Source organism: Devosia chinhatensis (genome assembly GCF_000969445.1).
GTDB classification, from domain to species: Bacteria; Pseudomonadota; Alphaproteobacteria; order Rhizobiales; family Devosiaceae; genus Devosia; species Devosia chinhatensis.
Window position 1 is genome coordinate 271,744 of the sequence record NZ_JZEY01000054.1, and the last position, 20,210, is coordinate 291,953.

Genomic DNA, 20,210 nt, shown 5'->3' on the forward strand with positions numbered 1-20,210 from the left:
GTCAAATCCGGTTCAGGGTTGAGAAGTCTGGGATGTGGTCTGCATCTCGGCCTCGGGTGGACACCCGTAAACCTTGAGCAAAGCAGCATGAACGATGGGTTTTAGGCTCATGTCGCTGAGGGCCGCAAGCGCCCCGTGACGCACATCACGTCTGTTGAATTGTGGGAACCCCACGCACACATCGGCGAGGTCCAGCCCACATTCGCTCAGAATGATCGCGGCTCCTGCAATGTCCCAGTCCTGTGCGCCGCGCCGCGCCACGGCGGCGTCGAGCCTGCCTGTGGCAACCTGGACCAGACGATAGGCAAGGGAAGGATAGGCCGGACCGCGCTCATAATCGAGCCCAGCCGCCTGCATTTCCTGATGTACGGCGCCGGGTGCTGGCACAAGCGGTAATGCCCCCGCGCGCCGCGTGCGTACCAGGGGCTGTCCATTAAAACGAGCGCCGCCCCCCTTGCAGGCATCGTACATCTCGTCTCGCGCAGGGGCATAGACGACGCCGGCCACCGGCACGCCATGTTCGACGACGGCCAGCGAGACCGTCCAGTAATCCTCACCGCGCAGAAAGGCGCGGGTGCCATCGATCGGGTCGACGACAAAGACGCGATCGCAATCCAGGCGGCTCGGATTGTCAGCGGTTTCCTCGCTCAGCCATCCATATTCGGGCCTGGCCTGCAGCAGATTTCCCGCAAGGAACCGGTCGACGATGATATCGGCCTCGCTGACAGGAGAGGCGTTTTCCTTGGTCCAGGATTTTACGTCCCGACGAAAGTAGCTGGACGCGATGAGACCTGCGGCGACCGCGGTGGCGCGCAGCAATTCGAGGTCGTCAGCATAGGGTGGGGCAAAGGCCGGCATGGTGGGGCCTTTTATGCCTCGGCTGGCAATTGGACAAGGGTAGGTGCGGCAAGGCGCCTTGCCGGGTGGGAAAGGCAGGGTAAACGGAGCGCCAATCCACGCGGTTAACCGGGTCTGACTCGGTGCAATACCCTGCTAACCCTCTCGGAAAACAACATAAACTTAACCGAACCGATTAAGGAGGCAGGTAAGGGGACGCGCTAGATTGGCCTCACAAACGAAGGGCGAAAAAAGCTCTCGAAGTTACAGGAAGGCACTCAAATGGTTCATGGCGTTGCGATGGAAGGATCGTCGGTCATACTGGCTTTTGGCCGCCCGGCCCTTGCCGACAAGCGGTTCGTGGCTGCAAACGACAATGGTCCAAAGGACCCGGTAAAGACCGTGACGGTGCGTAAGCAGCTCGAGCAGAGCGGCATGGCTGTCAAGATCAAGGTCCCGGTGACCGAGTTCATCGGCGTCGCCGTGGCGACCGCCATCTCGGAGGAAGGGATTTTGACCAGCTCGATCGAACTCGTCCATTCCGACGCCGAGCTCAACTACAAGGTCTTCGAAGAAGAGGGCAATCACAACGTCGTCGCAGAATGGCAGAACTGGGGCAAAAAGCTTCGTCTGCCGCTGTTCATCAAGGCTGGCGACGGTGCCTACATGCCCTATAGCCAGCAGGTCGACGGCGTCATGCTCGGCCAGTCCACCCCGCGCCGCAAGCTGGCTGCCGAAGCCGCACGTCGTCCGCGTTTCCTCAACCGTCGCAAGCCCGGTCACGTGGAAACACACTAGTTTACTTGCCTCCAAAGCAAGGCGAAAAGGGTCAACCGGTGGTGCGGTTGGCCCTTTCGTCTTTTGAAGTAGGTATGGGAGTGCAGGGGCCACGTGCGTGGCGCGGCGCGGAGAACGGCTCAGTCGCTCGTCACAAACTTGACGCCGATTTCACCGTCCCCAAGCCAGGCCGTTTCACAATCGAAGCTGCGCCCATCATCGAGTGCCAGACGAAATCGCTTCGGAATGCCCACAGGGCTCGCGACCAATAGCTTCGCGCCGCCTTCCGATAGATTGCGAATGGTACAGTCGAAGGTGGAAAACCCGTCATTGAAGACGATCTTGCCGCCTTTGAGGGTGCGACGACGCTGCTCTGTCCGGCTGTCTTCGCTCATCTTGGTCTCAGGGCAGCGCGGCCAGGCCGTCGGCGAAGCCATTCAGCGATACGGGAATGCCGATGCCTTCCTCGGGCGTCTTGAAGACGATGAAAAAGGCGGTTTCGCCCGTCGAGAGCGTTTCCACCAGGGAATCGTCCATAACGACTTCAGCGATGCAGCCATTGGGCAGGCAACGCACGAACGGCACCCAGCCGAGATCCGTCTCATCTACCGTCAGGCCAAGTCCTGGGATCAAGCTGCCATCCGGGCCGTCACGAACCAGCAGCACGCCAAGCGGTGCCAGAATGCGCAAAAGACGCGCCTGCCGGTCGGCCGTTCGCAGCATGATGACCGAAAGTCCCACATTGGGCTGATCCTCGGCCTGCACGTTCTGGATGATGGCGCATTGCTCGAAGCTCGCGCCAGGCGGGGTGTCGCAGCTCATCTGCCAGTCCCCATATTCCCCGCGAATCGTGCCCTGCGCCGATACCGGCAACACGCCGAGAGCAGTCGTCAGCAGGCCCAGGCCCAGTGCGCCAAGCACGCCAATTCGCTTTGCCCAGATCATCACGCTTTCACTCTCCTGCCGAATCGTCACGGTTCGCTTGGGGTGCGATTCTTTTCAGCAGCAGGCGGACCCTGTCAACCAAACCCCGGATTTCCGGCCTCTTCTGGGTATAAAGTGCGGCACAGTTGAGGCGGTCGAATGGCGTCTGGCTGCAATTTGCCGCAGCGGAAGAGCCCAAGGGCGCAATAGACTCGGCCCATGCAATGTGATTTAGCTCACCGCTGAGTATTGCGCTCCGAAGTTGAGTCGGGGCGGCGTTAGCTATGCCGCAAAAAGCCCCATTTCTCGCTCGGTGCACGCCGCCAGAACATGTCGATAGGGGGTATATGGTGACCGGGCAGTTCTTTAGAAAGATGGGCGCCGTTGCGGCGGCCGCGCTGGCACTGTCGCCGGCTATCGCGACCGCCCAGGAAATCGGTGCGGTGGGCCGGGGTCATCCCGAGCCTGGCCAGTTCCATCTTCAGGAATCGGTGACGCCGATCATGGATTCGATCGTGGCCTTCCACGACGGGATCCTGATGTGGACGATTTCTCTTATCGTGCTGTTCGTGCTGGCCCTTCTGGTCATCATCATGGTGCGCTTCAACGCCAAGGCCAATCCGGTCCCGGCGCGCTTCACGCACAATACGCTCATCGAAGTTATCTGGACGGTGGTGCCGATCCTGGTTCTCGTAGTGATCGCCATCCCGTCCTTCGGCGTTCTGTCCGATCAGATGACGATGCCCGATGGTGAGCGCAAGTACCTGGGTGCCAACGTCTTCTCCATGGGTGAGGTAGATGTTCCGGCGCCGACCGTGACGGTCAAGGCCTCCGGTGAGCAATGGTACTGGAACTACGAATATGTGGATCAGGGCGTAGCCTTTGACTCCAACATGCTCTCCGAAGCTGAAATTGCCGAACTCAAGCCAGGCCAGCCGCGCCTCTTGGCCGTCAACAACGAGCTGATCGTTCCGGTGAACACAACTGTTCGCATGCAGATCACTGCCAGCCCCTCGGGTGTGATTCATGCCTTCGCCGTGCCGTCCTTTGGCATCAAGGTCGACGCCGTTCCCGGCCGCCTGAACGAAACCTGGTTCAATGCGCGTGAAACCGGCATGTATTATGGGCAGTGCTCCGAACTCTGCGGCAAGGATCACGCCTTCATGCCGATCGGCGTGCGCGTCGTGACTGTCGAAGAATACGAGGCCTTCATCGCGGCATTCGAAGAAAGCCGCGATTACGCGACGGCCGCCGCCGTGCTTCCGGCGCTGTAAGACAAGGGTAAGAGGAACAAGACAATGGCAAATACTGCGCACCTCGAAGCCCATGCGACCGGGCATGCCGGACACGCTCACCACGAGCCGACCGGCTGGCGTCGCTGGGTCTTCTCGACCAATCACAAGGACATCGGGATCATGTATCTCGTGTTCTCCATCGTCGCCGGTGTCATCGGCGGGTTACTCTCGGGCCTCATGCGTCTCGAACTGCAGGAGCCGGGCATCCAGATTTTCCACGGTCTGGCCGCCATGTCCTACGGTCTGGAAGGCGATGCCGCGCTTGATGCCGGCAAGCACATGTTCAACGTCTTTGTGTCCGCGCACGCCCTGATCATGGTGTTTTTCACCGTGATGCCGGCGACCATGGGTGGCTTTGCCAATTATTTCGCACCTCTGATGATTGGCGCGCCCGACACGGCCTTCCCGCGCATCAACAACATTGCTTTCTGGCTGCTGCCGCCGGCTCTGTTGCTGACCATCATGTCCATGTTCTTCGAGGGCCCTTCGGGCGCGCTGGGCTTTGGTGGCGGTTGGACGGCCTATCCCCCGCTGTCGACAGTCGGTCATCCCGGCCCTGCGACCGATTTCGTGATCTTCTCGCTGCACGTTGCCGGCGTAAGCTCGATCCTGGGTGCCATCAACCTCATCACCACCATTTTGAACATGCGCGCTCCGGGCATGACGCTGCACAAGATGCCGCTCTTTGCCTGGTCGGTGCTCGTGACCGCCTTCCTGCTGTTGCTGGCCCTGCCTGTTCTGGCCGGCGCAATCACCATGATGCTCACGGACCGCAATTTCGGTACGACCTTCTTCGCCCCTGAGGGCGGCGGTGATCCTGTCCTCTACCAGCATCTGTTCTGGTTCTTCGGTCACCCCGAAGTGTACATCATGATCCTGCCGGGCTTCGGCATCATCTCGCACATCGTCGCCACCTTCTCGCGCAAGCCGGTCTTTGGCTACATGGCCATGGCCTATGCCATGGTTGCCATCGGCTTCGTCGGCTTCGTCGTGTGGGCGCACCACATGTACACCACGGGCCTCAGCCTCGACGTGCAGCGCTATTTCGTGGCCGCCACCATGGTCATCGCGGTGCCGACGGGCGTGAAGATCTTCTCCTGGATCGCCACGATGTGGGGCGGCTCGATCAGCTTCCGCATTCCCATGCTCTGGGCCATCGGCTTTATCTTCCTGTTCACCGTGGGTGGTGTGACGGGCGTGGTGCTGGCCAATGCGGGTGCCGACCGTGCCCTCCATGACACCTATTACGTGGTGGCACACTTCCACTATGTGCTTTCCCTGGGTGCCGTGTTCTCGATCTTTGCGGGCTGGTACTACTGGTTCCCCAAGATGTTCGGCTACATGTACAACGAGTTCCTGGGCAAGCTGCACTTCTGGGTAATGTTCGTCGGTGTGAACCTGATCTTCTTCCCGCAGCACTTCCTCGGCCTCGCGGGTATGCCGCGCCGCTACGTGGACTATCCCGACGCCTTCGCGCTGTGGAACCGTGTCTCCTCGATCGGCTATTACATCACCTTCGTGGCCATGGTGATCTTCTTCTACGCGACCTGGGAAGCCGTCCGGAAGAAGCGTCTCGCCGGTGACAATCCGTGGGGCGATGGTGCAACGACGCTGGAATGGACGCTGAGCTCGCCTCCGCCGTTCCACCAGTTCTCGACGCTGCCCAAGATCGACTCCCGCGACGCGCACTAAGCGCTTCTCGCAAACCCCGCGGATCGCGCCGCACGGCGCGGTTCGCTTCACCAAGGACAGTGCATTGGCTTATATCGACGACAGGGCAGACATCGCCGCCATGACGGGCGGGGCGCGCGTGGAGGATTACCTCGCGCTGCTCAAGCCGCGCGTCATGTCGCTTGTCGTCTTTACCGCCTTCGTCGGCATGCTGGTGGCGCCCGCCGCGATCAATCCGGTGATTGGTTTCATCGCCATCCTTTGCATCGCCATCGGGGCAGGGGCCTCCGGCGCACTCAATATGTGGTATGACGCCGATATCGATCAGGTCATGAGCCGCACGCAGAACCGGCCCATTCCTGCCGGGCGCATGACCCGCGGCGAGGCCCTGGCCTTTGGCCTTATCCTCTCGGTTTTCTCGGTCACCCTGCTTGGACTGGCGACCAATTGGGTAGCCGGCGCTTTTCTCGCCTTCACCATTTTCTTCTATGCCGTCGTCTATACGATGTGGCTCAAGCGCTCGACACCGCAGAACATTGTCATTGGCGGTGCCGCCGGCGCTTTCCCGCCCATGGTCGGTTGGGCGGCCGTAACCGGCACTTTGAGCTGGGAAAGCTTCGCACTCTTTCTCATTATCTTCCTTTGGACTCCGCCCCATTTCTGGGCCTTGGCTCTCTACAAACAGGGCGATTACGGCGCCGCTGGCATTCCCATGATGCCCAATGTTGCCGGCGAAGCCTCCACCAAGCGGCAGATTTTCGCCTATTCGCTTGTTCTGGCCGCATCGAGCGTCCTTCCGCTTGCCTTGGGATTTTCGGGCTGGCTCTATGGCGCCGTTGCGCTCGTTACCGGGCTGATCTTTGTCGCATTGGCTTTCCGCCTTCTTCGCGCCGTTGAAACCGTGACCATGAAGCGTCACGCCCGCGCCCTTTTCACCTATTCGCTGAGCTACCTTTTCGTGCTGTTCCTGGCACTGCTCATCGATCATCTTGCCCTCAGGCTGGGAGTGATCTGACATGGCCACCCAGACCGGCGCCCATCTGGCGCCCAATGAATTGACCCCCGAACAGGATGCGGCTTTCCGCCGGCAGCGCCGTCGGCGCTCGCTAGCCTTGGCTGCGGCGCTCGCGCTCTTTGCGTTGACTTTCTATGTGCTGACCATCGTCAAGATGGGGCCGGCACTGTTCGAGCGGGCGCTGTGATGGCAGACGCCGCACTTTCGCTTCAGCCCGAGAACGCGGCTCGCCGCAACAAGCGCGTCGCCCTGACGTTGGGTGGCTTGGCTGTCGGCATGATCGGCCTCGCCTTCGCGTCCGTGCCGCTTTACCAGCTGTTCTGCCAGGTCACCGGCTTCGGCGGCACCACGCAGGTTGCCAGCGAAAACCCCAAAGGCGTCATTGCCCGCGAGATGAAAGTGCGCTTCGACGTAAATGTCGAGAACGCACTGCCCTGGACCGTCAAGGCCGCCGCGCCCATCACTGACCGCATCGGCACAGTGGATACGGTCAACTACATCGCGACCAATACGTCCGACCGCCCCATTACCGGGCAGGCAATCTTCAATGTCGTGCCCGAAAAGGCCGGCGTCTACTTCAACAAGATCGAATGTTTCTGCTTCACCGAGCAAACGCTCCAGCCCGGTGAGACGGTGGAAATGCCCATCGTGTTCTTCGTCGACCCTGACCTCGACGAAAACCACGAGCTTGCAACGATCAGAGAGATCACACTCTCCTATACCTTCTACGCTTCAGACAGTGAGGGAAGCTGAACATGGCCGCCTTAGAAAAGAACCATGACTATCACATGGTCGAACCGAGCCCCTGGCCGTTCGTCATGTCCGTCGCCGTCTTCGTGCTGATGATCGGCATCATTGCCTGGATGCACGACTGGACGCCGTTCGTGTTCTTCATCGGCCTGGCCGGTGTTCTCTACACCATGTATGCCTGGTGGGCGGATGTCGTCCGGGAGGCCAACAATGGCGTGGACCATACGCCCGTGGTGCAGATGCACCATCGCTACGGCATGATGCTGTTCATCGCTTCGGAAGTGATGTTGTTCGCAGCGTTTTTCTGGGCCTATTTCGACGGCTTCTTCCGCTTTGACGACATCGAACAATATTCTCGTGTTGCAGCGACCGGCGGCCATTGGCCCCCACTCGGCGTTGAGGTCTTCGATCCTTTCCACCTGCCGCTGTTCAACACCCTAATCCTTCTGACCTCCGGTACCACAGTCACTTGGGCGCATCATGCGCTGCTGGAAAATGACCGGCAGGGTTTGCGCTGGGGCCTTGCCCTCACCGTCGCCCTTGGCGCCCTGTTCAGCGTCGTGCAATATCTCGAATACACCCATGCCGGCTTCTCGTTCACCGGCAACATGTATGGTTCGACCTTCGTGATGGCGACGGGCCTGCATGGCTTCCACGTTCTGGTCGGCACCATATTCTTGGCCGTCTGCCTGATCCGTGCCGAACGCGGTGACTTCACTCCGCAGCGCCACCTGGGCTTCGAATTCGCTGCCTGGTACTGGCACTTCGTTGACGTGGTATGGCTCTTCCTGTTTGCCACGATCTATGTCTGGGGCGCCTGGGGCGTGGCGCTGAGTCACTAACGGCACCAAGCCAATTGATCCGAGGGCGCGGCATGGCTGCGCCCTTTTTCATTGGAGTAAATGATGATCCAGCCCAACTTTACAGCGCTGCGCCCTATGCGTAAGCCGCGCCGCGGCGGTATTCCTATCAATCTGCGGTATCGCGATGACACGCCTGAGGGACGGTCATGAGCCCCGCGAAAACACGTTTGCGCTGGACCGACTGGTTGTTCGCCGCGGTCATGCTGATCCTGTCGGCCACCTGCGTTTTCCTTGGCACCTGGCAGATGGAGCGGCTGGGCGAGAAGGAAGCATTGATCGCTGCAGTCGATGCTCGGCTGGATGCTGACCCCGTCGAGGGCCCGGACAGCATCCAATGGGCCAACTTTGATTTCGACGACTGGAATTTCCAGCCCGTCACCCTGACCGGGAGCTTTCGCTACACCCAGACACTGACCGTCTTCACAAGCCTGTCCAATGCCCGAGGTCGCTTTTCCGGTCCGGGATACTGGGTGATGACCCCGTTTGTGCTGGACGATGGCGGCACGGTCTTCGTCAATCGCGGTTTTGTGCCCGAGCAATATCAGGAGGCGGCTGTGCATGGTGATCTGCACGGCGACGATCCGGGCAGCGTCACGGTCGTCGGCCTGCTGCGGCCCGGCGAGGTTCCAGGTTTCATGGTGCCCGAGCCTAATATGTCCGCGCGCATCGAATGGGTCCGCAATCCCGAGCGGATGGCCGCGATGACCGATCCCGGCCTTGCTCCGATAGCACCTTTCTATGTGGACCTGTTGGCCGGCACCGAGGGTGATCTTCCGCAGGGCGGCGAGACCGTTGTCAGTTTCCCAAACAGTCACTTCGGCTACGCCCTGACCTGGTATGGCTTTGCTATCATCGCAGTGGTGATGCTGGGCTTCTGGTTGTGGCAGCGTCGCCACGCTGCGCCCGCCACTGGTCGGGACACCAGTTTGGGTGACTAGAGGGGGCTCTGTTGTCTGCCACCGTTGCGGGCGGGCGCAAAACCTTGCGGCTGGCGTCCGGTTTGAATAGGTTGCACTTATTCTAGAAGGGCCTCTCCCCCCGATGCAGTTTGTTTCCACGCGCGGCCAGGCGCCTGTGCTCGGCTTCTCTGACGCAGTTCTTGCTGGCCTTGCCACCGATGGCGGTCTCTACGTTCCGGCCAGCTGGCCGCAGATCGACAAGGACGAGATCGCCTCCTTCGGCGGAAAGCCTTATGCCGAGGTCGCCTATGCCGTGATCTCGCGCTTTGTCGGCGATGACATTTCTCCCAAAACGCTCAAGCAGATCGTCGACGCAGCCTACGCTACCTTCCGTCATCCGTCGGTGGCCCCGCTAGTTGAGCTGGAGCCCGGCCATTTCGTGCTGGAGCTGTTTCACGGACCCACGCTCGCCTTCAAGGACGTGGCCATGCAGTTCCTCAGCCGGATCATGGACCATATCCTGGCAGAACGCGGCCTCAGGGCGACCATTGTGGGCGCCACGTCCGGCGATACCGGCTCAGCGGCAATCGAAGCCTTTCGCGGACGGGATACGACCGACATCTTCATCCTTCATCCCCGCGGGCGGACCTCCGAGGTGCAGCGCCGGCAGATGACGACCGTGCTGGACCAAAATGTCCACAATATTGCGCTTGAGGGCACATTCGACGATTGCCAGGACGCCGTGAAGGCGATGTTCAATCATCATGCCTTCCGCGATCGTGTGCGCCTGTCCGGTGTCAATTCGATCAATTGGGGTCGGATCGTCGCGCAGATCGTCTACTATTTTACTGCGGCCGTATCCCTGGGCGCGCCCTACCGAGCCGCGAGCTTCACGGTACCGACAGGCAATTTCGGCGATATCTTCGCTGGCTATTGCGCTCGCCAGATGGGGCTGCCCATCGATAAGTTGGTCATCGCCACCAATGCCAACGACATCCTGCGGCGGACGATCGACACCGGTCGTTATGAAATGGCAGGCGTGGCTCCGACGATGAGCCCGTCCATGGACATCCAGATCTCGTCCAACTTTGAGCGCCTGCTGTTCGAGAGCGTTGGCCGTGATGCCGGCGCGGTGTCACGAATGATGGCCGCACTTAAGCAGTCCCGCGGCTTTGACCTGCCCCAACCCGCCATCGCCACTATCCGCCGCGATTTTTCAGCCGGAACCACCGACGAGGCAGCGACAGCCCGTGTGATCGCCGAGACCCACCTCGAGAGCGGCTATTTGCTCGACCCGCATAGTGCTGTGGGTGTGGGTGTGGCGCGCCAGGAACAGCAGCAGGGCGTGCCCATGATTACGCTGGCCACGGCGCATCCCGCAAAATTCCCCGGGGCCGTCGCCGAGGCCTCCGGTATCTCGCCCGCGCTGCCCGCCTGGCTGTCCGACCTTTACGAACGGCCCGAGCGCCTGACAATATTGGATAACGACCAGCAGGCCATCGAAGATTTCATCGTGGCTCGCAGCCGCGCCTGAACGAAACAGGAGCCGCGCTTCCCTGGGGGCGCAGGTTCGGGAGGAAGAGTGTGAGCGTAAGATCGACGACCCTGGACAATGGCATGGTGGTGCTCACCGATGACATGCCGCACCTCGAAAGCGCGTCACTGGGCGTCTGGGTCAAGGCTGGTGCCCGCTCGGAGCGCAAGGCTGAACACGGTATCTCCCATCTGCTCGAACATATGGCGTTCAAGGGCACCGACAGCCGGTCGTCGCTGCAGATTGCCGAAGCCATCGAGAATGTCGGGGGCGATCTGAACGCTGCCACCTCCATCGAGCATACTGGTTACTTTGCCCGGGTGCTCAAGGACGACGTCGTGCTGGCCGCAGACATCCTAGCCGACATCCTGCAGAATTCGACATTCGAAGAAGATGAGCTGGCGCGCGAGCAGCAGGTCATTGTCCAGGAGATCGGCGCGGCGCGGGACAATCCTGACGACCATGTCTTCGACCTCTTCCAGCAGGCCGCCTATCCCACCCAGCCGATCGGCCGGACAATCCTGGGTACTGTGGATTCAGTGCGCGCCTTTAATCCCGACATGGTGCGCAAGTACATGCGCCGCAATTACGTGGGCGACCACATGGTTATTGCAGCGGCTGGCAATGTCGACCATGAGGGGCTGGTCGAAGTGGCCCGGCAGCGCTTCGCCGATCTGGCGCCAAATGGCGCGCCGGCACCGCAGCGAGCCGAATATCAGGGCGGCCAGGAGCGGTTGATCTCCGATCACGAGCAGGCCCATATCGTGCTTGGTTTCGAAGGTCGTGCCTATAATTCGGACGGATTTTACGCCGCGCAGGTCCTGGCATCCATCCTAGGCGGGGGGATGAGTTCGCGCCTGTTCCAGGAAGTGCGCGAAAAGCGCGGTCTGTGCTACTCGGTCTATGCCTTCCATTGGGCGTTTGCCGATAGCGGTGTCTTTGGCGTCGCTGCGGCAACGGGCGAGGACGAGGTTTCCGAGCTTGTTCCGGTTGTGTTGGATGAATTGCGCCGGGCCACCGAGACCATTACCGACGAGGAAGTGGTGCGGGTGCGCAACCAGATTCGCGCGGGCCTGCTTATGTCGCTCGAAAGCCCCTCGGCACGGGCCGGGCAATTGGCGCGCCAGCAAATCCTCTGGGGACGGCCCATCCCCATGGCCGAGACGGTCGAGCGCATCAACCGCATCACCGCCCAGCGGGTGCGCGACGTTGCCGAACAGATTTTCACTGCCGGATCGCCGACTTTGGCCGGCATCGGGCCTATCGACCGCCTCGCCGATGTCGAAAGCATCGGCCAGACCTTGCAGCGCTAGCGCAAATGCTCTGGCCCTGGTCGTCACCAGCGCCCCTGATCGCCCTCCGCGGGTCCAGGGTCCTGCTGCGCCTTCCCCAGCAGCGCGATTATGAGGAATGGTCCACCCTGCGCCGCAACAGCCAGGATTTTCTGCGCCCGTTCGAACCGCGCTGGACCGAACTGGATCTGGCGCGTCGGGTCTATTCGATGCGCGTGCGCCGGGCGCGGCAGGAGGCCGAGGAAGGCTCGGACTATTCGTTTTTTATCTTTCTGACCGAAGGGCAGCGCGAGGTGCTTGTCGGCGGCATTACCCTTTCCAACATTCGGCGGCGTGCGGCCCAGTTCGTCAATCTGGGCTATTGGATGGGTCAGGCTCATGCGGGCAAGGGCATCATGAGCGAGGCCGTGGGGGTGACGCTCCCCTTTATTTTCGAGACGCTGGACCTGCATCGTGCCCACGCCGCCTTCCTGCCCACCAATACTGCGTCCCGCCGGGTGCTTGAGAAGAATGGTTTTGTCGAGGAGGGCTATGCCAAGCACTACCTGCAGATCAACGGTCGCTGGGAGGATCACGTCCTGATGGGCCTCACCCGCGAGCATTGGGAGGCGGTGCGGATGGGGCATGGCGGGCAGTACTGGGTTGCCTGATCGCGCATTCCTGTGTGTTGCGCTTTGGCCACATTGGGCAGTGCTTGTCGCAGACGGCAATCTCTCGTACCAAGTTACCGCTCCGCCGGAGGTCAAAAAGACAAGGGCTTGTCCGGGCATTGCGCAAGCGCCCGTGACTGCCGCCATAATGAAGCCTAGCGCAGGATGTAGCTGCCTCTGATGCGTCATCTCCATGTCATCGCGATCTGTCTCATGCTCGCGCTAGTCGCTGTCCTTCCTGCCAGGGCATTCGAGGTCATTTCCGTCCCCGAAGACGTCAATGCCGTCAACCTTTCCGAGGTCATCGAAGTGGTGCCCGGCCAAAGCGGCCGTATCCAATTGTCTACTGCGCCCGATGCCGACGGCATCATCCGCCGCATCGAGGTGCTGGCCAACGATCCCGGAACGAACCCGTTCTTTGCGCTGATCGCGCTGCGTAATGACAGCGACCAGCAGATCGAACGCCTGCTCGTGGCCCCTTTTTATCGTCTGCCCGGTTCGGGTGTGTTTCAGCCCGATCTGGGCAGTTCCCGCATCAACGCGGTGACGCCCAGCGCCGGCATTCGCCCGGTGCGCCTGGTCGATCCGGAGGCGGACGTCTTCGAGGTGACGCTCGATCCGGGCGCCACGATGACGGTGATTGCCGAATTGTCGTCCTCGCGGCTGCCCGAGCTTTATCTGTGGGAGCCCAGCGCCTATCGCGACTATGTCAATGCCTTCACGCTGTTTCGCGGCGTGGTTTTGGGCGTCGCCTCACTGGCAGCGGTGTTTCTCACAATCATGTTCGTGGTGAAGGGAAGAGGCGTCTTTCCGGCTACCGCCGCCTTTGCCTGGGCGGTTCTGGCCTATCTCTTGATCGATTTCGGCCTCATGGGTCGACTTTTGGGGCTGTCAGCGAGCGGCATGCAACCTTTGCGCGCTGCGGCCGAGGCGGGCATAGCGACGACGCTCGCAGGCTTTTTGTTCATCTATCTCAACCTCCACCGATGGCATCTGCGCTTCATCCATCTTGCGCTCGGTCTGGCGGCCTTGTTCCTCGCCCTTTTCGGCTTTGCCTTCTTCCAACCCGATATCGCCTCGACGATTTCCCGGCTGGTGCTGGCGCTGTTGGGCCTTTCCGGCTTCTTCCTGATCCTGCTGCTGGCTTTGCGCGGCTATGACCGCGCGGTGCTGCTGGTCCCGACCTGGATCATCTTCATCGCCTGGCTGTTCTATGCCTGGATGGTGGTGTCGGGGCGGGTGAGCAACGACGTAGCCCAGCCGGCAGTCGCGGGCGGCTTGGTGCTTATCGTGATGTTGCTCGGCTTTACTGCCGTGCAGCACGCCTTCTCCGAGGGGCAGGTGTCGGTCGGCACCCTGAGCGAGGTCGAGCGCCGCGCCCTGGCGCTCACCGGATCCGGCGATTTCGTTTTCGACTGGAACATTGAGCGCGATCGCGTCACCGTCAGCGACGAGATGGCGACCCGGCTGGGCGAAAAGCGCGGTGCGCTGCGCGGCGCTATCAAGCGATGGCTCGACCGGGTGCATCCAGATGATCGTGACCGGTTTCGGACGGCCTTCGATACCTTGGTGGAACTGCGGCGCGGTAAGGTCTCCGCCGATATGCGCGTCGCCGGTCACGATGGCAATTATCGCACCTTCCGGATGCGTGTGAAGCCGGTGCTCGGCGGCGACGGCCAGGTCAACCGCATCGTGGGCACATTGCAGGACGTGACCGAGGACCGCGCGGCGCGCGAGAGGCTGTTGCACGACGCTGTCCATGACAGCCTCACCGGCCTGCCGAATAGACAATTACTGCTCGACCGGCTGGAACGAGCCCTCGTCCGGGCCCGCACGCCGGGCGGCACCAAGCCGGCGGTTTTCCTCATCGATATCGACCGTTTCATGGAGCTCGAGGAGCGCATCGGCCACTCCGCCGCAGATTCGGTGCTGCTGGCAATTTCTCGGCGCATCGCCCGCATCATGCGCCCGCTCGACACCGTGGCCAGGATCACGGGCGATCAGTTTGCGGTCATCCTCGCCTCCGAACAGGCCGCCAGCAAGATTGCCGAAACCGCAGAGCAGATCCGCAAGGCATTGAAGTCTCCGTTCAATTTCGGTGATCGGGATCTGGTGCTGACCGCTTCGATCGGCGTGACCATCTATGACAGCAACCCGTCAACCGCCGGCGATGTGCTGCGCGATGCCGAACTGGCCATGTATTACGCCAAACGTCTGGGCGGCGACAGGATCGAAGCCTATCGCGCCTCGGCCCGTTCGATCGCCTCCTATAACCGCGCCAGCGAGGAAGATCTGGAACGCGGCATGAAGCAAGGCGAGCTGCATGTCCAGTTCCAGCCCATCGTCGATACGCAATCGGGCCAGATTGCTGGCGCCGAAGCGCTGATGCGCTGGAACCATCCCACCCGGGGCCCGGTCGTTCCGGACGAGTTCGTGCCGCTCGCCGAGCGCTCGGGGCAGATCGAGAAACTGGGTCGGCTGGCCTTTGAGCAATCTGCCGCGCAGGCCAAGGACTGGCTGGCGACGATCGGCCTGCCGGAAGGATTCTTCATTTCCGTCAATCTCTCGCCGACCCAATTGGCCACCGAGACGCTGCTCAACGACATGCGCAACCTGGTGGCCCAGGACCGCGATCTTGCCGCGCATCTCAAGCTCGAGATCACCGAAAGCCAGGTGATGACCAATCCCGAGCACTCGGCCTATATGCTCGAAGCTCTGCGCAATATGGGACTCGGTCTGGCCCTGGATGATTTCGGGACCGGTCATTCCTCACTCAGCTATCTGCACCGCTTCCCGTTTGACACGATCAAGATTGCGGCGCCCTTCGTCCGCATGGGGGCCGATAGCGGCATCGCCCATACCCAGGCACCGATCATCCGGGCCATCGTCGCGCTTGCCGGTGATCTCGACCTCATGGTCATTGCTGAGGGGGTGGAAAGCCCAGACGAGATCGAACGCCTCCGCCAGCTTAATTGCCGCTACGCGCAGGGCTTCGCTTTTGGTGCTGCAATGACTGGGAGCGAGCTGGGCAAGAAACTGGCCGCGCAGATGGGCAAGTAGCGCCCTCCGGGCTTTCACTCATGCGCTGATCATGTTGCCATGCATCGCGTTAACCGTGGCCAGCCTCGGAACTGAGCGTGGCGCGCGTGATATTCAGGCTCGCCAGTGCCTTTTCGTAGCGTTTTTCGACCGGCGTATCGAAGAGCAATTCACGGCTGAATGGGACGGTCAGCCAACCATTGGCCCCGATCTCATCCTCCAGCTGCCCGGCACTCCAGCCGCAGCAGCCCAGCGCAAACATTGACGCCCGCGGCGCCGGACCGAAGGCCATCGCCTTGAGGACGTCGAGTGTGGCGGTGAGGCCCAGATCCTCTGCCACTTTATAGGTATTGCCACTGTGGTAATCCCCGCTATGCAGCACGAAGCCCCGGCCTTTCTCCACCGGGCCGCCCCGCATCACCACGCGCTCCCTGATGGAGGCGGGCAGGCGGATCACCGCGTCGGGATCGCCCAGGTCGAGTTCATCGAGAATGTCGGCAAAGCGAAGATTGGCCATTTCTTGGTTGACCACCAGGCCCATCGCACCCTCTTCTCCATGCCCTACGACAAGAATGACGCTTTCAGCGAAGCGCTCATCGTCCATGTCGGGCATGGCGACCAGAAATTGGCCTTCTAGACTGTTCATGCTCTTAATGTAGGCGGCGGCGGGCGAGGTGCCAAGCTCTGGCCCGGTGGTGAAAGCGCGCAGTCCATCACGAAGGCCTGAACGTGTGGCGACTATTCCTTCACAATTGCCTGCGTTAATGCCAACCCATGCGCTCGTTGGCTTTCCCTCTTGTCCTGATTTTCTGCTCCGGCCTGCCGATCCAAGCGGCCGAGACGCCTTGGCAGAACGTGGCCCCGGACGTTTCTATACGAATGATCAGCGCCGGTCAGGTGTCGCCTCAGGGCAAGGCGCTGGTGGCGCTCGAAATCCGGATGCCGGACACCACGAAAACCTATTGGCGCGTGCCGGGCGAGTCGGGTCTGCCTGTGGATCTGGACTTTTCGGCATCAAGCGGAATTGCCGGTCACACGGTGCTATGGCCCTATCCGCTGCGCGAGCAAAAGGGGCAGGTCCTCGACTATGTCTATTATGGTCACACGATCCTGCCCATCGAGCTCGACCTTACCGACCCTGTCGGCATGATCGATGTAACGGCCACGCTCGGCATCTGCTCTGAAATCTGCATGCCTGCGCAATTGCGTCTCAACCTGCCTTTGGCCGATAACGAGCCTGATCGGTCGAACGGCCTGCGGATACGGCAGGCGCTGGCCGAAGTGCCAATTGCCTGGACCGGGCCGGAACGGGCCTTGGGCGACGTGGAACTTCTGCCCGAGGAAGACGCCATTGCGATCAGGGATCTGCACGAGGACATCGACGCCTCCAGCGTCATAGCCGCCACGCCGGCCGGTGATCCGCTCTTCGGCGCGCCGCAAAAAAGCCCGCATGGCGATCTAGTCGTGCTTCCCATCTTGGGCAAAAGCGACAATAGTGCCCTTGATGGCATGGATGTCGAAGTGACGTTCATGACCGACATGGGAGCATATGTGGTCAGCCGGACCATAGAAGCCGGTGATAATGCGGACGGGGCGAGCGAGGGCGAATAAGCCTCCGCTCTCTTGTGTGCATGAACAAAGCCGCATATCGCAGGGCCTGAGTTTGGAGTAGGGCGGCCTTGCCGCCGAGCATGGGGCAAATTCCACCAATGATCGAAAGCGGCAATCCGGTCCCCGAAATGGGGATAAAGCTCGTCACCGACACGGGCACCGAGGACACGACGACGCAGACCCTGTTCGGCCAGGGCAAGTCGGTGATGTTCACTGTGCCCGGTGCGTTTACGCCCACTTGCCACGTCAACCACCTGCCGGGTTTTGTCGCCAATGCCGCCAAGCTGCGCGCTGCCGGGGTCGAGCGGATCGTGTGCGCATCGGTCAATGATCATCACGTCATGAAATCCTGGGCCGAAGCATCCGGCGCGCTCCAGGATGTCGCCTTCCTGGCCGATGGTAACGGCTCGCTGGCCGAGGCGATGGGCCTCGCCAAGGATCTTTCCCAGTTCGGTATGGGGACGCGCTTTGCCCGCGCGGCAATGATCATCGACAATGGTGTGGTCACGGCCGTGTTCGTCGAGGACGGCCCCGGCGTCAATAGCAGCGGCGCCCCAGCCATTCTCATGGCTCTCGAAGCCGCCTAATTTTCAGGAGCCCGCCATGATCAACACCACCTCATCCAGCCTGCTCCGAATAAGTGCTGCGCTCGGCCTGTCGTCGCTTTTGGCCGGGTGCTCGATGGGCGGTCTCATGGGCGGCGGCTCTGCAAACAGCAACGCCAATTTGCAGAACGCCGTCGCAACACCGCAATCGGTGGCGCAGGCCCAGACCAGCGCGCTTCCCGTTATTGCTACCGAATGTCCGCCGATCAAGGTGCGACTGGGCGGCGAGGCGATGTACTATTACGGCGGCGGTCGCGCAGGCGATCCGCAGGCCCTGCAATATCAAGGCGTCATCGACGAGGCGACCCGCAATTGCGTGGTCTCCAACGGTCAGATTACCGTCAATATGGGTGTGTCCGGGCGCGTGCTTCTTGGCCCCGCCGGCAAGCAGAATTCGGTCAATGCTCCGATCCGTTTTGCGGTCGAACGAGACGGGCAGGCGGTCTTTACGGAAAAATACACCCTGCCTGTGGCCATAACCCCGCCCGCGCAGATGGCAGAGTTCGTCAAGGTGGTCGACAATGTCACCATCCCTTATCTCGGCGGTGAGGCGATCACCATCTGGGTTGGCTTCGATACCAGGAGCTGAGGTCTCTAGGCGGTTCGGGATACGCTCTGGGAGCCGCTCAGCTGCTTGAGCAGCGCGGCCACCTGAACCGGGCTGGCGCCGATGTCGGACTGGCCATACGCGCGCTGCAGCCGCTCGAGATCGATGGCGTTGCGAATTTCTGCATAGGGATTGATGCTGCCTTTGGCGCCGGTTTCACTCGGGCCGATAGCCTGTTGCAGCAGCAGCACGCCGTCACGAATGCGACGCTGGCTGTCGAGAGACAATTGCCGGTCTGCCTCCTGCAGCGGAGCGGGCTCGCGGAAGCCGACAAGCTGACTGGTCGAGCCCTGAACAACCATTTCAGTGCCAGTCTTGACACGTTCTTCCTGCTCGCTGGTCTCAACGCGCTCGATGTAGCGCTCTTCTCCGATCTGAACTTGGCGCGTCCCGGTCTTGACCTGTTCCCAGCCCGTCTGGATGCTCTCGGTGCCGACTTGGACATCGCGCTGGCCCACCAGCATCTCTTCGGTGCCGACGATCACGTCCTCGGTGCCCGTCAGCACCTCCTCGGTGCCGATCACGACGTCTTCGGTACCAACCAGCACCTGCTCTGTTCCAACAAGAACCTCTTCGGTGCCCACAACGACATCCTCGGTTCCGACGAGGACGTCTTCGGTGCCGATCACGACGTCCTCGGTGCCCACCAGCACCTCCTCGGTTCCGACAACGACATCTTCAGTACCGACAAGCACCTGCTCGGTGCCCACTTGCACTTGCCGATAGCCGGTGACTTGTGGCTCCACGGTTCCCGCGCGCAGGCCCAGCGAGGACAATGGGCTGCCTGAAAAATCGAAGAAGCCGTTTGCCACCTCGGCAATGGCGATCGAAGCATTTTCGCGCCCGGTCAGCTTGAGGCGACCGTCGCTGAGCTCGGCCTTCAGATCGGGAACCGCATTGAGCGCCTGAACCAGAGCGGCGGCAAAATTGCCCGAACCGTTGCTATAGCTGAAATTGCGGGTCGAGCCATCTCGAGTCAGGGCGACCTGGCCATTGGTGAAGCGGATCACCGCCGCTGAACTGCCACCGATTGAGATGGAAAAATCGGCACCATTGTCGATGCCTGCAGCACTATGGGACGCGAAAGTGCCGATGGCACGATTGCCATCGATCACTGCTTCCTGGATGGCCTGCTGCTCATAGACCGGGCGGGTTTCGAAAATCTCGCGCGTCTCGATGATATTCCGCGTCTCATAGACATCACGCGTCTCGGTGATGTCCCGAGTTTCATAGACATCGCGCGTCTCGACGATATCGCGCGTTTCGTAGAGATCGCGGGCTTCAAAGATATCGCGTGTCTCGACGACGTCGCGGGTCTCGTAGACGTCGCGCGTTTCGATAATGTCGCGCGTCTCGTAGACGTCCTGACGCTCGAATTTGGGTCGGGTCTCGAAGACAGGCGCACTGGAATAAATGTCTTGGGTCTCGAACACCGGGCGGGTGCCATAGACCGGTGTCTCGATCAGGTTTCGTCGCGTCGTGAAGACGTCCTTTTCCACCCAGCGTGGCAGCGTCTCCATGATGGCTTCCGGTGCCGATACCGACGAGCGAGTCGCGTTGAACGCGGCGCCGTCCAGTGCGGTGCCCAGTTTCTTCAGCGCTCCGGTGACAGCGAGGTGACGCGCTTGGGTGGCAAGGGCAGCTGGGCCCTGGTTCTGCTTGTCGAGGGCGTCCTTGAACGGATTTGCGGCAGGTTGCCCAAGCGTCGCGAACAGGGCGCTGGCATTGCCGCGCATCCGCTGGAAATAGGCTTGAGAGGAGGAGTTGACCGAAACCATTGTATCCGCACGTTTTCTATGCGGACACAATGGCTTGTCAGGACTCGACCGACCTTTGAAGCG

At 61.2% G+C, this 20,210-nt stretch carries 20 protein-coding genes; 15 read left to right on the plus strand and 5 right to left on the minus strand.

Annotated features, from left to right (window positions below; genetic code table 11):
* Positions 1–12: 12 nt before the first annotated feature.
* A complete protein-coding gene (locus VE26_RS01460) occupies positions 13–858 on the minus strand; it encodes a 3'(2'),5'-bisphosphate nucleotidase CysQ (protein ID WP_046103460.1) in 846 nt (281 codons plus the stop codon).
* Between the two features lie 261 nt (positions 859–1,119).
* On the opposite strand from VE26_RS01460, the gene VE26_RS01465 reads away from it, so the two are divergent.
* Positions 1,120–1,635: a DUF6101 family protein gene (locus VE26_RS01465; protein ID WP_152658670.1), complete on the plus strand. Its 516-nt coding sequence runs from the start codon at positions 1,120–1,122 to the stop codon at positions 1,633–1,635.
* A gap of 119 nt (positions 1,636–1,754) precedes the next feature.
* Here the strand turns inward: VE26_RS01465 and VE26_RS01470 are convergent, their stop codons facing one another.
* Both VE26_RS01470 and VE26_RS01475 read right to left on the minus strand, forming a co-directional pair.
* Entirely contained in the window at positions 1,755–2,009 is a 255-nt protein-coding gene (locus VE26_RS01470; protein WP_046104888.1) for a PilZ domain-containing protein, read from the minus strand.
* Between the two features lie 7 nt (positions 2,010–2,016).
* Positions 2,017–2,559: an invasion associated locus B family protein gene (locus VE26_RS01475; RefSeq protein ID WP_084619844.1), complete on the minus strand. Its 543-nt coding sequence runs from the start codon at positions 2,557–2,559 to the stop codon at positions 2,017–2,019.
* 326 nt (positions 2,560–2,885) lie between these two features.
* Here VE26_RS01475 and coxB point away from each other — a divergent pair, with 326 nt between their 5' ends.
* From coxB to VE26_RS01530, 11 genes are all read left to right on the plus strand, one after another.
* On the plus strand, positions 2,886–3,812 hold the full coding sequence (gene coxB / locus VE26_RS01480) for a cytochrome c oxidase subunit II (protein ID WP_052715591.1): 927 nt from the start codon (positions 2,886–2,888) through the stop codon (positions 3,810–3,812).
* A gap of 24 nt (positions 3,813–3,836) precedes the next feature.
* Entirely contained in the window at positions 3,837–5,525 is a 1,689-nt protein-coding gene (ctaD, locus tag VE26_RS01485) for a cytochrome c oxidase subunit I (protein WP_046103462.1), read from the plus strand.
* 64 nt (positions 5,526–5,589) lie between these two features.
* Positions 5,590–6,519, plus strand: a complete 930-nt coding sequence (locus tag VE26_RS01490) for a heme o synthase (protein ID WP_425283807.1) — start codon at positions 5,590–5,592, stop codon at positions 6,517–6,519.
* Position 6,520: 1 nt separating this feature from the next.
* Positions 6,521–6,706 carry a hypothetical protein gene (locus VE26_RS01495; protein WP_046103463.1) on the plus strand — a complete coding sequence of 62 codons (186 nt, stop codon included), beginning with the start codon at positions 6,521–6,523 and terminating at the stop codon, positions 6,704–6,706.
* The gene (locus VE26_RS01500) at positions 6,706–7,272 is read left to right on the plus strand and encodes a cytochrome c oxidase assembly protein (RefSeq protein WP_046103464.1); all 567 of its coding nucleotides are present in this window, start codon (positions 6,706–6,708) and stop codon (positions 7,270–7,272) included. The genes VE26_RS01495 and VE26_RS01500 overlap by 1 nt, the downstream gene beginning before the upstream one ends.
* A 2-nt stretch (positions 7,273–7,274) precedes the next feature.
* The gene (locus VE26_RS01505; RefSeq protein WP_046103465.1) at positions 7,275–8,111 is read left to right on the plus strand and encodes a cytochrome c oxidase subunit 3; all 837 of its coding nucleotides are present in this window, start codon (positions 7,275–7,277) and stop codon (positions 8,109–8,111) included.
* A gap of 167 nt (positions 8,112–8,278) precedes the next feature.
* Positions 8,279–9,070, plus strand: coding sequence for an SURF1 family protein (locus VE26_RS01510; RefSeq protein ID WP_046103466.1), 792 nt, complete (start codon positions 8,279–8,281; stop codon positions 9,068–9,070).
* A gap of 103 nt (positions 9,071–9,173) precedes the next feature.
* Positions 9,174–10,565 (plus strand): threonine synthase, encoded by a 1,392-nt coding sequence (gene thrC, locus VE26_RS01515; protein ID WP_046103467.1) that lies wholly within the window; start codon positions 9,174–9,176, stop codon positions 10,563–10,565.
* Between the two features lie 50 nt (positions 10,566–10,615).
* Positions 10,616–11,878: a M16 family metallopeptidase gene (locus VE26_RS01520; RefSeq protein ID WP_046103468.1), complete on the plus strand. Its 1,263-nt coding sequence runs from the start codon at positions 10,616–10,618 to the stop codon at positions 11,876–11,878.
* Positions 11,879–11,883: 5 nt separating this feature from the next.
* The gene (locus VE26_RS01525) at positions 11,884–12,507 is read left to right on the plus strand and encodes a GNAT family N-acetyltransferase (RefSeq protein WP_046103469.1); all 624 of its coding nucleotides are present in this window, start codon (positions 11,884–11,886) and stop codon (positions 12,505–12,507) included.
* A 180-nt stretch (positions 12,508–12,687) separates the two neighbouring features.
* Positions 12,688–15,567, plus strand: coding sequence for an EAL domain-containing protein (locus tag VE26_RS01530; RefSeq protein WP_046103470.1), 2,880 nt, complete (start codon positions 12,688–12,690; stop codon positions 15,565–15,567).
* Between the two features lie 49 nt (positions 15,568–15,616).
* Here VE26_RS01530 and VE26_RS01535 read toward each other — a convergent pair whose 3' ends face one another.
* On the minus strand, positions 15,617–16,192 hold the full coding sequence (locus VE26_RS01535) for a YqgE/AlgH family protein (RefSeq protein ID WP_046103471.1): 576 nt from the start codon (positions 16,190–16,192) through the stop codon (positions 15,617–15,619).
* A gap of 233 nt (positions 16,193–16,425) precedes the next feature.
* On the opposite strand from VE26_RS01535, the gene VE26_RS01540 reads away from it, so the two are divergent.
* From VE26_RS01540 to VE26_RS01550, 3 genes are all read left to right on the plus strand, one after another.
* Entirely contained in the window at positions 16,426–17,157 is a 732-nt protein-coding gene (locus tag VE26_RS01540; RefSeq protein WP_046103472.1) for a protein-disulfide reductase DsbD domain-containing protein, read from the plus strand.
* Between the two features lie 98 nt (positions 17,158–17,255).
* Positions 17,256–17,744 (plus strand): peroxiredoxin family protein, encoded by a 489-nt coding sequence (locus VE26_RS01545; protein ID WP_046103473.1) that lies wholly within the window; start codon positions 17,256–17,258, stop codon positions 17,742–17,744.
* Between the two features lie 16 nt (positions 17,745–17,760).
* Entirely contained in the window at positions 17,761–18,351 is a 591-nt protein-coding gene (locus VE26_RS01550) for a hypothetical protein (protein WP_152658671.1), read from the plus strand.
* A 5-nt stretch (positions 18,352–18,356) separates the two neighbouring features.
* On the opposite strand, the gene VE26_RS01555 is transcribed toward VE26_RS01550, so the two are convergent.
* Positions 18,357–20,147, minus strand: a complete 1,791-nt coding sequence (locus tag VE26_RS01555; RefSeq protein WP_046103475.1) for a hypothetical protein — start codon at positions 20,145–20,147, stop codon at positions 18,357–18,359.
* Between the last annotated feature and the right edge of the window lie 63 nt (positions 20,148–20,210).

What these genes read in the sequence shown, in the direction of transcription:
- VE26_RS01460 (WP_046103460.1), bottom strand. Translation starts at nt 858, where the DNA reads ATGCCGGCCTTTGCCCCACCCTATGCTGACGACCTCGAATTGCTGCGC.
- VE26_RS01465 (WP_152658670.1), top strand. Translation starts at nt 1,120, where the DNA reads ATGGTTCATGGCGTTGCGATGGAAGGATCGTCGGTCATACTGGCTTTT.
- VE26_RS01470 (WP_046104888.1), bottom strand. Translation starts at nt 2,009, where the DNA reads ATGAGCGAAGACAGCCGGACAGAGCAGCGTCGTCGCACCCTCAAAGGC.
- VE26_RS01475 (WP_084619844.1), bottom strand. Translation starts at nt 2,559, where the DNA reads ATGATCTGGGCAAAGCGAATTGGCGTGCTTGGCGCACTGGGCCTGGGC.
- coxB (WP_052715591.1), top strand. Translation starts at nt 2,886, where the DNA reads ATGGTGACCGGGCAGTTCTTTAGAAAGATGGGCGCCGTTGCGGCGGCC.
- ctaD (WP_046103462.1), top strand. Translation starts at nt 3,837, where the DNA reads ATGGCAAATACTGCGCACCTCGAAGCCCATGCGACCGGGCATGCCGGA.
- VE26_RS01495 (WP_046103463.1), top strand. Translation starts at nt 6,521, where the DNA reads ATGGCCACCCAGACCGGCGCCCATCTGGCGCCCAATGAATTGACCCCC.
- VE26_RS01500 (WP_046103464.1), top strand. Translation starts at nt 6,706, where the DNA reads ATGGCAGACGCCGCACTTTCGCTTCAGCCCGAGAACGCGGCTCGCCGC.
- VE26_RS01505 (WP_046103465.1), top strand. Translation starts at nt 7,275, where the DNA reads ATGGCCGCCTTAGAAAAGAACCATGACTATCACATGGTCGAACCGAGC.
- VE26_RS01510 (WP_046103466.1), top strand. Translation starts at nt 8,279, where the DNA reads ATGAGCCCCGCGAAAACACGTTTGCGCTGGACCGACTGGTTGTTCGCC.
- thrC (WP_046103467.1), top strand. Translation starts at nt 9,174, where the DNA reads ATGCAGTTTGTTTCCACGCGCGGCCAGGCGCCTGTGCTCGGCTTCTCT.
- VE26_RS01525 (WP_046103469.1), top strand. Translation starts at nt 11,884, where the DNA reads ATGCTCTGGCCCTGGTCGTCACCAGCGCCCCTGATCGCCCTCCGCGGG.
- VE26_RS01530 (WP_046103470.1), top strand. Translation starts at nt 12,688, where the DNA reads ATGCGTCATCTCCATGTCATCGCGATCTGTCTCATGCTCGCGCTAGTC.
- VE26_RS01535 (WP_046103471.1), bottom strand. Translation starts at nt 16,192, where the DNA reads ATGAACAGTCTAGAAGGCCAATTTCTGGTCGCCATGCCCGACATGGAC.
- VE26_RS01540 (WP_046103472.1), top strand. Translation starts at nt 16,426, where the DNA reads ATGATCAGCGCCGGTCAGGTGTCGCCTCAGGGCAAGGCGCTGGTGGCG.
- VE26_RS01545 (WP_046103473.1), top strand. Translation starts at nt 17,256, where the DNA reads ATGATCGAAAGCGGCAATCCGGTCCCCGAAATGGGGATAAAGCTCGTC.
- VE26_RS01550 (WP_152658671.1), top strand. Translation starts at nt 17,761, where the DNA reads ATGATCAACACCACCTCATCCAGCCTGCTCCGAATAAGTGCTGCGCTC.
- VE26_RS01555 (WP_046103475.1), bottom strand. Translation starts at nt 20,147, where the DNA reads ATGGTTTCGGTCAACTCCTCCTCTCAAGCCTATTTCCAGCGGATGCGC.